Genomic DNA, 13,774 nt, shown 5'->3' with positions numbered 1-13,774 from the left:
CCTCCGTTAAAGCCCTAGCCGAAATCTTCGATTTCGTTGCAGGTCTTATGCAAAGAGTTCCAAAGAAGCCGAATGAAATGAAGGCTGATTTGCAGAACTCGACTGCCATGCTCGTAAAAAAAAATTGGAAGGAGAAAGAATTTTGTTAGGTTATGTTAAAGATATTTATTTAGATTTATTATTTTTGCCTTATATAGGTTAAATATAGGTCAGATCCTTCGACTTCAAAGGCTACGCCTTTTCCGCTCAGGATGACAATCCATAGAGACAGACCTCTAGAAATTCTGTGAATCAAAAGAGTTTGCTTGTGCAGAGCCTCTCGGCTGTGGAACCTGGAAGGTTCCGCTACAGGTGTGAATAGTAGGAATGGTTGTTCTACGGCTAACGCCTGAGGAAAGATAATTTAGTATCATGGCTTATGGAAGCAGATTGCTTCCGCTACGGGTGTGAATAGCAGGAATTGTTGTTTTACGGCTAACGCCTAAATAAATATAATTTAGTGTCAAGATTTATGGAAGCAGGTTGCTACCACTGCAAAAAAATAAAAACCCAAGGGTTTCCTTGAGTTTTTAAAAATTCTATCTATTTTTTATTTTTCTATCGCTTTTACAAATTCTTCTTCCAGACTTCCTTTCATAGGCACTTTCATTTCTTTTAGTACTTCGTCCAAGTTTCTAAACATTTCTTTGAAGTCGTCAAAATCGATATTATTGCCCATGTGTCCGATTCTAAATGCACTGTGAAGAATATCTGCCATTCCTCCGGAGATGATGATTCCTCTTTCTCTCATCTTTTCTAGAAGTTTAAGTGCGTCAAATCCTTCTGGTAGGAGGACTGTGGTTACTGTGTTTGCGAAATAATCTTTGGCATATAGTTCTAGTCCTGCTTTTTCTACTGCGATTCTCGTTGCCTGCGCATATTTTCTATGTAGGGCTACTGTGTCTTTTTCTAGGACTTTATCCACCGCCACATCCATTGCGTGTACTAGGTTTTCGTTCATGGTGTATGGAAATGCGAAGGCTGCGTCTTTGTAATCGTAGAAGTTTTTGAAGTTTAAGTAGTAGGATTCTACTTTTTTCTTCGCGATTTCGTCTTTTGCTCTTTCTGATAGTGTGATTGTGGTAAGTCCTGTCGGTGCTGATAGGACCTTTTGTGAGCCTCCGATTAGCACGTCTATTTTAAATTCGTCGAAGTCTATATATTCTCCTCCGATGCCGCTTACTGAGTCGACGATGGATAAAATATTGTAGCTGTTTAGTAGTTTACCGATCTTTTCGATGTCATTTGTTATTCCAAATGGTGTTTCGCAATGAACGAAGGTCGCTGCTTTGAAGTCGCTATCCTTTTCTAAGTATTCTCTTAGTTTTTCTATGTCGATGCCCCTTCTGTAGTCAAATTTCAATTCTACTGGAGTTGCTCCTACATTTTCCACGTATTCGGAAAACCCCTTGCCGAAGTATCCGTTGTGAAGGACAAGCACTCTGTCGCCTCTATTTACTATGTTTATTACTGCTGCTTCCAGGCCCATTATTGCTTCTCCTAGCATTAGAAATGTGGTCTGTTCTGTGTTTAGTATCTTTGCAATTTTCTTTTCTACATTTCTGTGAAACTGTGTGTAGTTTGGATCTAGGTCCGGATTTGTGTGGATCTTGCCCATTTCTGCCATTACTTCTTTGGATATGGATGTAGGTCCTGCCGATAAAATTTTCAATTTTTCCTCCTATTCACTGTACTCTTCAAATAGTCTGTCGAATTTATTTGCTGAGGAGCCTTGGATCTTGTACCAGACTCCATCTATTGAAACAAAGGAATTCTTCCTAAGTATTTCAATCTTTGTGTTGTCTTTGAAATATATATTTAAAACATTTATTGTTCCTGTATCTGATGCGTCTTTTGTAGATGGTTTACCCTTTATGGATTCTACTGCTGATGCCATCTTCCTGATAATTTTCGGTGTTGATGTCTTGTTCAGTGTGTCTTCTTTAAATTTTATAAATTCCATGTAGGAGATTTCGTTGGTCTTAATCTTTATTAGTCTATTTGCGTTGGAGATGAACTTTCCTGTGAAAAATAGTCCTAGTAGGATTAAAACGAGGAGGGTAAATCTTCTCTTTCTCTTTGTTTTTAGACGCCTTAATTCTCTTCCTGTCATATCTTTAGCACTCCCGTCAAAAATACAAATCCTTCTCCTGTTACTTTGATTTTGTCAATTTCTTCTATATATTCTGCCGTTGCGTACCCTATTCTCCCGAAACTTACGCCTTGCACCGATTCAATTACATCCTTTGAAAGTCCTAGGTCCCTTAGGTATTTTAGTGTTGCAAGGGCTGATGTCCCTGATGCAGGCTCTTCTTCTATGCCAAGTCCTGGTGAAAATGTACGTGAATATACTCTTTCATAGTCACTAGTTGTAAATGCAAGGATCGATAGCGCTTCTTCTCTCTTTACAATTTCATTTGCAAGATCATAGTTTAAACTAATTTTGCTTAGGGTTTCTCTATCTTTTACTGGCACAACGATGTCGCAAATGCCAGATGTAAGTTTCTTTATAGGTAGGTCTTTATTTTCTAAATCCATATCCTCTTTAGAAATTCCAAGCACTTTTGCCATTTCTTCCTTGGTTACAGATGTTTCAAGCTCTTTACCTTCTAGAAACACGCTTATTCCCAACACTTCTTCGTTCTTGTATTCAATTTTTACAGGAATCTTACCTAAACGGGAATGTTGGATGATGTCCACAGTACCCCTATCAATGGGTATGATGTACTCTTCCTTTGCAAGGGCGTAGAATGTGGCGATGGTCGCATGACCACACAGATCTATCTCACCTTTGTCTGTGAAAAATCTGGTGGAGTACCTGTTTACATCCATCTTCTTTACAAAGACAGTCTCGTGTTGTTTTAGATCTTTTGCAATCTTTGACATTTCATCGTCTGTTAAGCCAACAGAATCTATGACAACTCCAGTTGCATTGCCGTTAAAAGCGCTATTTGTAAAGGCATTTACAATGTAGGTTATAAGTTCCTTAGTCAATCCAAATCCCCTCCCATTATAATAGAAGCTATTCTTTCTAGATCTTCGTCACTGTAGTATTCGATTTCTAGTTTTTTCACAGCTCCTGTGCCTTTTGAGTCGATTTTCGTACCGAGATGAGAGCTCATTTTTTCAAGAAGGGCGTCGAGATACTTGTCTCTTACTACTTCTTTTTTTCTTCTAGGTCTCTTTCTCCTCATGGTAGTCACGGTAATGCTATCATTTTTAATCCTATTTGCTTCCCTTAACATGTCTTCTTCATTTTCAAGGGACAAAAGAATTTGACCATGGGAATAGGTTAGCTCTCCGGCTTCTATCATATTTTGAACCTCTTCTGGAAGCTTTAGAAGTCTAATTCTATTTCCGATAAACTGTCTACTCTTACCGAGGATATCCCCAACTTCATCTTGAAACATTCCATAGTTTTCAATTAGATTTCTATAAGCCCTCGCCTCTTCAATGGGACTTAAGTCCTCCCTTTGCACGTTTTCGATTATGGAAATCTTGTCCGCTTCAAAGTCACTTACATCTGCAACGATACAAGGAACTTCTTTTAGACCAGCCATAATAGAGGCGCGAAGCCTTCTTTCACCGGCGATTAAAAAGTATCTATTGCCCATTGGACGAACCATAAGCGGTTGCAAAACTCCAAGCTCTTCAATACTCTTAGAAAGCTCCCTAAGTATATCTTCGTCGAAATACTTACGAGGTTGGTCCGGGTTTGCAGTGATAAGCTCCACAGCGATATTTTTAAGGCCGAAGTTATTTGAATCATGAGTGTTGTTCACATCATTCAAATTATCTTCAGAAATAAGCGGAGTGGTCTTTTCGGTAATTATAGAATTTCCTACCAAAGTAGATTTTATCCTCACGCCAGAATTATTTTTTTCTTCTATTATATTCTTTTCATTTGATTTATTTAAATCATCTTTATTTAAATCAGAATCATTCATAAACTCAGAAGTGATCTCTTCCTGTTGTTCCTTGCTTAAAAAGTTTGAGAAACCACGACCGAGCCCTCGCTTCTTATAACTCATTTCTTAAGCACCTCCCTCGCAAATTTCTTGTATGAAAAAGCGCCAGCACTAATTCTATCGTATTTAAAAATATCCATACCATAACCAGGAGACTCAGCAAGACGGACATTTCTAGGAATAGTTGTGTTAAACACAAGGTCCTTAAAGAATCCTCTCACTTCCTCAACAACCTGTTTAGAAAGTTTATTTCTCCCGTCATACATAGTAAGAAGAACCCCAAGGATTTTTAAATCCGGATTGAAATTTTCCTTTATAAAATCAATGGATTCTATAAGCTGACTAACCCCTTCTAGGGCATAATATTCCGTTTGAACAGGAATAATGATACTGTCGCTAGCGATAAGTGTCATAATAGATAAGACGCTTAGGCTAGGAGGGCTATCGATTAAAATATAATCATAGTTGTCTTTTATTTTATTAACCTGATCTCTAAGTTTGTAATGCCATTCTGTGTTTGCAAGCTCTAGATCGATTCCAGATAGCTCTTGATTAGAAGGAATGATATCTACATTCTTAGATTCAGTAGGTTTTATAACATCTAAATCCCCATTAATTAGTAGGTCATATATAATTTTATCTTGCTCTTTATTTAAACCAATGCCGGAAGTTGCGTTGCCTTGAGGGTCCATATCAATGATTAGGACCTTTTGTTTAAGGCGACCAAGACCAGCAGCCAAATTGATAACAGAAGTAGTCTTGCCTACCCCGCCTTTTTGGTTGAAAATTGAAATAACTTTTGCCATATTCACCTCGAACATATGTTCTTTTGTCTATAATTTACTTAATTTATCTTTATAATACTATTATAGATTAAAATCAAAATCATTTAAAGATTAATTAAAGAATAAATTAAAAATTTATGTTTTAATTTTAAATGCTATCCGGATAGCATGAAAGTATTATTAAAAATTTTTTTAAAATAATTAATGAAATTTTGAATGAAAAATAGATGTCAAAAAACAGGGAGGATTAAAAAATAATAGTAAGGAGTACAAGTATAAGGATAAATTTACTGAATAAATATCATGCTATCCGGATAGCATTTAGTTTTATATTTATGAAGTCAGTCACCCTGAGCGAGCTTAGCGAGTCGAATGGGTATAACTCTGGTGAGATTAAGTATTGATGATTTATGTTACATGCTATCCGGATAGCATTTGCTTTTATTTTATTGCTCGTGCTATCTGTCTACACCTAACTTGACGAACGTAGTGAGTCTTAGTAGGTGTGATGCAACCTGTTTCCCAAGAGGCGTAGCCGATTGGCAGAAACAGTCTGCTGATAGCATTTAGTTTTAATTAATGAATACAGTCACCCTGAGCGAGCGTAGCGAGTCGAATGGGTATAACCTTGGTGAGGTCAAGTATCGATGATTTATGTTCCATGCTATCCGGATAGCATTTACTTTTATTTTATCTGATGAAGTTCAGTTGGGAGGACTTGCTCTACAGAGGTTATACCCGTTCGACTTCAGAGCCTACGGCTCTTCCGCTCAGGGTGACTGCAGTTGGGAGATTAATTTTTTAAAAGTTATGGAAATTTTTCGTCGTAGAGAAACCAATTCAGTAATATCACTAATGATTTTGTTCATGCTATCTGGATAGCATTTGGTTTGATTTATGAAGACAGTCACCCTGACCGAGCGTAGCGAGTAGGCATTCGAGTTCTACAAATCAGCTTTCATTTCGTTCGGCTTCTTTGGAACTCTTTGCACAAGACCTGCTACGAAATCAAAGATTTCGGCTAGGGCTTCGAATGAGTATAACCTTGGTGAGGTCAAGTATTGATGTTTTATGTTCCATGCTATCTGGATAGCATTTACTTTTATTTTATTGCTCATGCTATCCGGATAGCATTTACTTTTATTTTTGTTGTTCGTGCTATCTGGATAGCATCAAAAAAAGACTTCCAATTGGAAGTCTTTCTCTTTTTATATTTAATTATCTCCACTACAGTGGTTTTGATTTTGGTTTGCCGCCAGATCTCGGGTATTTCTTCGGTGTTGGTTTTACTTTTTCAACCACGATTAGTGAGTGGAGGATCCCATCTGGAAGGGTAATCTCCATTACATTTTTTATTTCTCCTCCCAAGACTTTGATTGCATTTTCTGCTTCTTTTAATTCCTCTTTGTACTCCGAACCCTTCATTGCAATCATAACTCCGCCAGGCTTTACGTAGGGCAGAGTGTACTCAGTTAGAGTTGCCATATTCGCTACAGCTCTTGATACTGACACATCGAAAGCATCTCGGAATTCTTTTTTTCTTGCAAACTCTTCTGCTCTACCGTGGTAAGTCGTGACGTTTTTCAAATCAGTTTCTTCTACGACCTTATTGAGAAATTTTATCCTTTTGTTCAACGAGTCGAGAAGTGTAACTTCAAGGTCCGGATTTTTTATCGCCATCGGTATTCCTGGGAATCCTGCGCCAGTGCCTACGTCTATTACAGATTTTTTCCCATCCAGTTCGCCGGTCTTGAAGATGGTGAGGCAATCTAAGAAATGCTTCACGTCGATCTCTTCGTCATCGGTGATGGCGGTTAGGTTCATAAAACTATTCCACTCAAGTAAAATTTCTTTATATTTTTGTAGTTTGTTATTTTTTTCACTATCAAATTCTATTTCAAATTCTTTTAATAGTTCTTCTAGCCTAGTCATTTTTCTCACGTCTTTTTCTTTCTAAATATATTAGAAGCACGTTGATATCTGCAGGGGAGACTCCTGTGATTCTCGCAGCTTGTCCGATGCTTTCTGGACGAATCTTTGTAAGTTTTTCCCTTGCTTCGTTTCTAAGTCCTTGTACTTCTTCGTAGTTTAGATCTTTTTCAAGGTATCTCTTCTCAAGTTTTTTAAATTGGGAGATTTGAATGTTTTGCTTCTTTATATATCCACTGTACTTGATTTCGATTTCTACCTGTTCTATGATGTCTCGTCTTAGTTCTGGTCTTTGTGGGTCCAGTTCTTTAACCGCATCGTAACCTAGTTCTGGTCTACGGATGAGTTCTTCTAGACTTTGTGTGTTCTTGATTGGCGTAGTTCCAAGTCTTTCTAATATTTCATTGTTTTCCGCCGTTGGATTTATCTTTATTTTCTTTATTCTCTTTAATTCTTTTTCTATATTTTCTTTTCTATATAGGTATCTTTCGTATTTTTCTTTCGTCACAAGTCCTATGTCGTATCCCATTTGGGTGAGCCTCATGTCTGCGTTGTCCTGTCTTAGTGTAAGTCTATATTCTGCTCTTGCCGTCATCATTCTATATGGCTCTCTTGTGCCTTTGGTTACAAGATCGTCGATCAATACTCCTATATATGCGTCGGATCTTTCGAGGATAAGCGGTTCTTTTCCTTCTACTTTTAACGCTGCGTTGATGCCTGCCATTAGTCCTTGGGCTGCTGCTTCTTCATAGCCTGAGGATCCATTGATCTGTCCTGCAAAGAATAATCCTGAGATATCCATGTGTTCCAATGATCTGTCTATTACTGTTGCATCTATGGCATCGTACTCGATTGCATATGCCGATCTCATGATCTTTGCATTTTCTAGTCCGATGATATTTTTGTAGATATCTATTTGCACTTCTTCCGGTAGGGAACTGGACACGCCTTGGATGTACATCTCTTCTGTGCTAAGTCCTTCCGGTTCTATGAATACTTGGTGGGAGGTTCTATCTTTGAATCTCATTACCTTGTCTTCGATGGAAGGGCAGTACCTCGGTCCTGTGCCTTCGATATCTCCAAGATACATGGCGGATCTCATTATATTTTCTCTTATGATGTCGTGACATTTTTCTGTGGTGTAGGTGAGGTAGCAATTCACTTGATCCTTGGACATGTCCTTGTCTATATTGTCAAAGGAGAATGGAACCACTCTTTCATCTCCTGGTTGGACTTCCATCTTGGAAAAGTCTATGGTAGAGCGAAGCATCCTAGCTGGAGTTCCGGTCTTCATTCTGATGAGTTCTAGACCCATATCCTTTAGAGATTCTGAAAGATCTAGGGATGGTTTCATGCCATCTGGACCGGAGCTGTAATTTACTTCTCCCATAAAGATTCTGCCTCGTAGATATGTGCCTGTTGCAACTACTACAGACTTCGCTTTATAAATTGCCCCAGTCTTGGTAAGGACTCCTACGACTTTTGAATCTTCAAGCAGTATTTTTACTACTTCTGACTGTCTAAGGTCTAGGTTCTCGGTCTTCTCGATTACTTTTTTCATTTCATCGTGGTACCTTCTCTTATCCGCTTGGGCTCTTAGGGAATGAACCGCTGGACCTTTTGAAAGGTTTAGCATCCTCGATTGGATAAATGTCCTGTCTATATTTCTCGCCATTTCTCCGCCCAAGGCATCGATTTCTCTAACTAGATGTCCTTTTCCAGTTCCGCCGACGTTTGGGTTACAACTCATGGCTACTATTGAATCTAAATTCATGGTTAGAAGAAGAGTTTTTCTTCCCATTCGCGCTGCAGCTAGGGCAGATTCTGTACCTGCGTGACCTGCTCCTACTACGATGACATCGTACTCTCCTCCAATATAATTTTTAATTTCTGCCATCTTCTATTTTATTCCTACTTTCCTATACAAAATTCTGAAAATACCTTGTCCAGTATATCTTCTGTGGTGGTTTCTCCGGTTATATTTCCAAGTTCGTCTAGTGCACCCCTTAAATCCACTTCGATGCAGTCTAAGAACTCTCTCGTTTCTAGACCTTCTATGGCTGAATCTATAAACTTGGTCGCTTCTTTTAGAGCTCTCACATGGCGAAGATTGTTGATGTAGAATTCTTCCTTCGCCTTTAAATTTCCACTGAAAAACATATCTTTTATCTTGTTTTCAATATCTAAAATGGTTCCTTTCTTTATAGAAACATTCATATAATCTCTATTTCCAAAGAAAGATTTAAGTTCATCTTCTGAGTTTTTACTTTCAAGGTCCGCCTTATTTACAAGTACTATGCTCTTCTTGCCCTCTAGAAGTTTTAAGATCTCTTCGTCATTTTCGTCGAACTTTTCGCTTCCGTCAAAGATTGCAATTATAAGGTCCGCTCCTTCTATGGATTTAACCGCACGGCTAACTCCTATTGCTTCCACCTTGTCCTCAGTCTCTCTTATCCCTGCTGTGTCCGTAATCTTTAGAAGTATTCCATCCAAATTTACATAGTCTTCTATTATATCCCTAGTAGTTCCAGGAATATCTGTTACGATTGCCTTTTCATACCTAAGCATCGCATTTAAAAGAGAAGATTTACCTACGTTTGGCTTGCCAAGGATAACTGTGTTTATTCCGTCCCGAAGAAGTCTACCTCTATTTGAACCTTCTATTAGAGTATTTATATTTTCCTTTACCTTGTTCGCATCATTTAAAAGAGTTTCGTATTGGTACTCTTCCACGTCGTCTTCAGGGAAGTCTATGTTTGCGATTATAATTCCCATCATCTTGGTAACTTCGTCTGATATTTCTGTGATGATTCCAGTTAGAGAACCTTCCAGTTGCTTTATGCTTTGGTCAAAGGACTCGTCGGTCTTAGCCTTTATAATGTCTATTACCGCTTCCGCTTGAGAGAGGTCGAGTCTTCCATTTAAGAATGCCCTCTTTGTAAACTCTCCAGCTTCTGCGATTCTCGCTCCATTGTCAAGAAGAAGATTTAAAACACGCCTTACGGAGATGATTCCCCCGTGGGTGTAAATCTCCACCATGTTTTCTCTCGTATATGTGTTAGGCGCCATCATCTTAACGATTAGGACCTCATCTATAACTTTTCCATTTTCATCTATTATATGGCCGTAGCTCATCATTCTATTCTTAATCTCAGTGAGATTTTTCTGTCCTATGTGACGAAATACTTTGTCTGCTATTTCTACTGAGTCTTCACCACTCATTCTCACTATTCCAATGCCAGCTTCACCGGTGGCAGTGGATATTGCAGCTATTGTCTCTTTCATATTTCACCTCAGATATATTATACATCATGTAGCTAAATTTTAAAATTTACCCATAATTTTGAAGATAATTCTATCACGATTTATAATAATTATCAAAAATAAGATGCAAATATATCGGTAGGATAAGTTTATTTATGATAAGATTATATGTAGGAATATTTTAGAAAAAGGTGAACTATGAATATAAGAAAAAGAGATGGAAGGGTTGTGGATTTCGACAGAGAAAAGATCTCTACAGCCATCAAAAAATCCTACATCGGTATTATGAAGCCATTCGAGGATTCATATATAGACAAAATTACTGACAAGATCGTTGAAAAAGTAGAGGATCTCTACAAGGATACCATTCCAACCGTTGAACAGATTCAAGACCTTGTGGAGCTTGAACTCATCGAAGAAAAAGAGATCGACGTAGTTAAATCCTACATCACATATAGGGCTGCCCACTCAAAGGACAGACAGGTGCTACGCGGCTTCAACGAATATTTAGAAGACGACACCCTCGTTTCTATTATAAGAGATGTGAGAAACGATTATTCAAGGGATCTCTATCCAATCGAATCCCTTTTCCACAAATTCAGCTCCTTCTGCAAAAAGGACATGAGCCAAGATGATTCAAGGGTCATGCTTATAAGAGCCGCATCAGAACTTACTACAAAGGAAGCCCCTGATTGGGAATATATCGCCTCTAGATTTTACAGATATGATTTAGAACTAAAAATTAACGAAAATTACAAAGGAATAGATACTTTCTACGAAAAGATCAAAAATCTTACGGAGATGAACCTCTACGGAAAGTACATCCTTGAAAATTATACCAAGGAAGATATAGATAAGTTGGAAAAGGAAATTGTTCCTGAAAGGGACAAACTTCTTACCTACTCATCCATAGATCTTCTAGCTAAGAGATATCTAATTCGTAGCCACGACATGAAAGTTTTGGAACGTCCACAGGAAATGTTCATGGGAATTGCGATGCATCTTGCACTTCCAGAAGGAAAGAACAAAGTAGAGTGGGCAACTCGTATCTACACAGTGCTTTCAAAACTTCAAGTAACTGTAGCTACACCAACTATGAACAACGCTCGTAAACCATTCTACCAACTTTCATCCTGCTTTATCGACACAGTTTCGGATACACTTGAAGGAATATACAGAAGTATCGACAACTTCGCCCAAGTTTCTAAACACGGTGGAGGAATGGGACTATACTTTGGAAAGGTGAGAGCATCTGGATCAGATATCAGAGGCTTCAAAGGAGTTGCCGGGGGAGTTATAAGATGGCTAAGACTTGTAAACGACACTGCCGTTGCAGTTGACCAACTGGGAGTTAGACAAGGCTCCTGCGCAGTGTATCTAGACGCATGGCACAAGGACCTTCCAGAATTTTTACAAATCAGAACCAACAACGGGGACGACAGAATGAAAGCCCACGACATCTTCCCAGCGGTTTCTTATCCAGATCTATTCTTCAGACTTGCAAAGAATAATATAGATGCTGATTGGTACATGTTTGACCCACATGAAATCATGGTAAAGAAGGGCTACTGCCTAGAAGATTACTACGGCGATGAATTTGAAAAGAAATACTACGAATGTGTCCACGACGCAAATATTTCCAAGAGAGTAATCTCTGTAAAGGACATGGTTAGACTTATCATCAAATCTCTAACTGAAACTGGAACTCCATTTGCATTCTTTAGAGATGCGGTAAATAAAATGAACCCGAACAAACACAAGGGCATGATCTATTCATCCAACCTCTGCACAGAAATTATGCAAAATATGAGCGCCATCGAGGCTGTTTCCCAAGAAATCGAAACAGAAGAAGGAGATACAGTGGTGGTTACAAAGACAAAACCTGGAGATTTTGTAGTATGTAACTTGGCATCTCTTGTAATCTCAAATATAAACTTAGAAGACGACGAAGAAGTTGAGTACGTGGTATCTACAGCGGTTAGGGGACTGGACAATGTAATCGATTTAAACTACTATCCACTTCCTTACGCAAAAATCACAAATAGCAAGTACAGGGCAATCGGTCTTGGAACTTCTGGTTACCACCACGCACTTATAAAAGAAGGAATTGCATTTTCAGATGAAGAAGAACATTTGGAATTTGCAGATAGAGTGTACGAAAAATTAAATTACTACGCAGTAAAAGCGTCAAACGAAATCGCAAAAGAAAAGGGAGCTTACGAATACTTCAAAGGTTCCGATTGGGACAATGGAAACTACTTCGAACTTAGAGGCTACCACGGCAAAGAATGGGAAGACCTAAGGGCAAGCATCCACGAACACGGAATGAGAAACGGATATATTATGGCGGTTGCACCTACTGGATCCACATCCATAATCGCAGGCACCACCGCTGCAGTTGACCCTGTTATGAAGAGATTCTTCCTAGAAGAAAAGAAGGGAGCGATCATCCCTCGTGTTGCACCGGATCTAAATACGAGAACCTTCTGGTTATATGAACAAGCCCATGAAATCGATCAATCACTCATAATAAAGGCAACCGGAGTTAGGGGACGCCACATCGACCAAGGTCAATCTGTAAACCTCTACATCACCAGCGACTTTACCATGAGACAGATTCTAAATCTCTATATAAGAGCCATGGAAGAAGGACTAAAATCACTATACTATGTGAGAAGTAAGTCCCTAGAAGTAGACGAATGCGAAGTATGTCAAGCATAAGGAGGAAAAATGGAAGAACTTAAAAAAAGAGGTCTCTTCAACGAAAACGGAGATATAGACCTACAAAAGAGAACCATAATAAATGGTAACACCACAAACTTAAATGACTTTAACAATATTAAGTACAAATGGACCAGCGACTGGTACAGACAAGCCATGAACAATTTCTGGATTCCTGAAGAAATCAATCTTTCTCAGGACGTGCTAGATTATAAAATTTTGGACGAAGCAGAGAAGAGAGCATTTGACAAAATACTTTCATTTCTAATATACCTTGACAGTATCCAAACTGCACAACTTCCAAACCTACAAGCATATATTACAGCAAACGAAATAAATCTATGTCTTTCAATTCAGTCATTCCAAGAATCAATCCATTCCCAATCCTATTCATATATTCTTGACACCATATGCTCACCGGAAGAAAGAACGGAAATACTCTACCAATATATAAATGACAAAACCTTACTTGAAAGAAATAAATATATCACAGACCAATACGCAGGATTTTTAAATGACAAGACCAAGGGCAACCTAATGCATGCTCTAATCGCCAACTATATATTAGAAGGAATTTATTTCTATTCAGGATTTATGTTCTTCTACAACCTTGGAAGAAACGGAAAGATGCCTGGAACAGTACAAGAAATCAGATATATAAACAGAGACGAAAACACACATCTATGGCTATTTAGAAGTATAATTCTAGATCTAAAGAAAGAACAACCAGAACTCTTCACAGAAGAAAAGGTAGAAGAGTATAGAGCACTTCTAAAATACGGAGTTGAAGAAGAAATCGCCTGGGGCAAGTATGTAATCGGTGACGATATCCAAGGACTAACTAGCAAGATGGTAGAAGATTATATCAAGTATCTTGGCAACCTAAGAGCAACAAACTTAGGCTTTGAACCACTTTACGAAGGTTATGACAAAGAAGTAGAATCCATGAAATGGGTAACCCAATACGCAGACATCAACCTACTAAAGACCGACTTCTTCGAAGCAAAAGTAACCGCATACTCAAAATCAGCGATAATAGAAGACGACCTATAAAATAAAAGGCTAGGA

10 protein-coding genes are annotated in these 13,774 nt (G+C 38.4%); 2 read left to right on the top strand and 8 right to left on the bottom strand.

Annotated features, from left to right (window positions below; all coding sequences use genetic code 11):
- Window positions 1-589: 589 nt before the first annotated feature.
- The 8 genes from HMPREF9225_RS01845 to mnmE form a co-directional block, all read right to left on the bottom strand.
- Complete coding sequence (locus tag HMPREF9225_RS01845) at window positions 590-1,711, bottom strand: pyridoxal-phosphate-dependent aminotransferase family protein (RefSeq protein ID WP_008901231.1); 1,122 nt, start codon at window positions 1,709-1,711, stop codon at window positions 590-592.
- Window positions 1,712-1,720: 9 nt separating this feature from the next.
- Window positions 1,721-2,152: a hypothetical protein gene (locus HMPREF9225_RS01840; protein ID WP_008901230.1), complete on the bottom strand. Its 432-nt coding sequence runs from the start codon at window positions 2,150-2,152 to the stop codon at window positions 1,721-1,723.
- Window positions 2,149-3,033 (bottom strand): PhzF family phenazine biosynthesis protein, encoded by an 885-nt coding sequence (locus tag HMPREF9225_RS01835; protein ID WP_008901229.1) that lies wholly within the window; start codon window positions 3,031-3,033, stop codon window positions 2,149-2,151. The genes HMPREF9225_RS01840 and HMPREF9225_RS01835 overlap by 4 nt, the downstream gene beginning before the upstream one ends.
- Entirely contained in the window at window positions 3,030-4,070 is a 1,041-nt protein-coding gene (locus HMPREF9225_RS01830; protein ID WP_008901228.1) for a ParB/RepB/Spo0J family partition protein, read from the bottom strand. The genes HMPREF9225_RS01835 and HMPREF9225_RS01830 overlap by 4 nt, the downstream gene beginning before the upstream one ends.
- Window positions 4,067-4,813 (bottom strand): ParA family protein, encoded by a 747-nt coding sequence (locus tag HMPREF9225_RS01825; protein WP_040551263.1) that lies wholly within the window; start codon window positions 4,811-4,813, stop codon window positions 4,067-4,069. The genes HMPREF9225_RS01830 and HMPREF9225_RS01825 overlap by 4 nt, the downstream gene beginning before the upstream one ends.
- Before the next feature lie 1,206 nt (window positions 4,814-6,019).
- Window positions 6,020-6,724 carry a 16S rRNA (guanine(527)-N(7))-methyltransferase RsmG gene (gene rsmG / locus HMPREF9225_RS01820; protein ID WP_008901224.1) on the bottom strand — a complete coding sequence of 235 codons (705 nt, stop codon included), beginning with the start codon at window positions 6,722-6,724 and terminating at the stop codon, window positions 6,020-6,022.
- Entirely contained in the window at window positions 6,717-8,618 is a 1,902-nt protein-coding gene (mnmG, locus tag HMPREF9225_RS01815; protein WP_008901223.1) for a tRNA uridine-5-carboxymethylaminomethyl(34) synthesis enzyme MnmG, read from the bottom strand. Before mnmG ends, rsmG begins: the two co-directional genes overlap by 8 nt.
- A 14-nt stretch (window positions 8,619-8,632) precedes the next feature.
- Complete coding sequence (gene mnmE, locus HMPREF9225_RS01810; protein ID WP_008901222.1) at window positions 8,633-10,006, bottom strand: tRNA uridine-5-carboxymethylaminomethyl(34) synthesis GTPase MnmE; 1,374 nt, start codon at window positions 10,004-10,006, stop codon at window positions 8,633-8,635.
- 177 nt (window positions 10,007-10,183) lie between these two features.
- On the opposite strand from mnmE, the gene HMPREF9225_RS01805 reads away from it, so the two are divergent.
- Together HMPREF9225_RS01805 and HMPREF9225_RS01800 are read left to right on the top strand one after the other, a co-directional pair.
- Window positions 10,184-12,706 carry a ribonucleoside-diphosphate reductase subunit alpha gene (locus tag HMPREF9225_RS01805; RefSeq protein WP_008901221.1) on the top strand — a complete coding sequence of 841 codons (2,523 nt, stop codon included), beginning with the start codon at window positions 10,184-10,186 and terminating at the stop codon, window positions 12,704-12,706.
- A 9-nt stretch (window positions 12,707-12,715) separates the two neighbouring features.
- The gene (locus HMPREF9225_RS01800; RefSeq protein ID WP_008901220.1) at window positions 12,716-13,759 is read left to right on the top strand and encodes a ribonucleotide-diphosphate reductase subunit beta; all 1,044 of its coding nucleotides are present in this window, start codon (window positions 12,716-12,718) and stop codon (window positions 13,757-13,759) included.
- Window positions 13,760-13,774 lie beyond the last annotated feature (15 nt).

It is taken from the genome of Peptoniphilus duerdenii ATCC BAA-1640 (assembly GCF_000146345.1).
GTDB classification, from domain to species: Bacteria; Bacillota; Clostridia; order Tissierellales; family Peptoniphilaceae; genus Peptoniphilus_B; species Peptoniphilus_B duerdenii.
The sequence above is the reverse complement of the archived record's forward strand: the minus strand, read 5'-3'. Positions and strand labels throughout refer to the sequence as shown.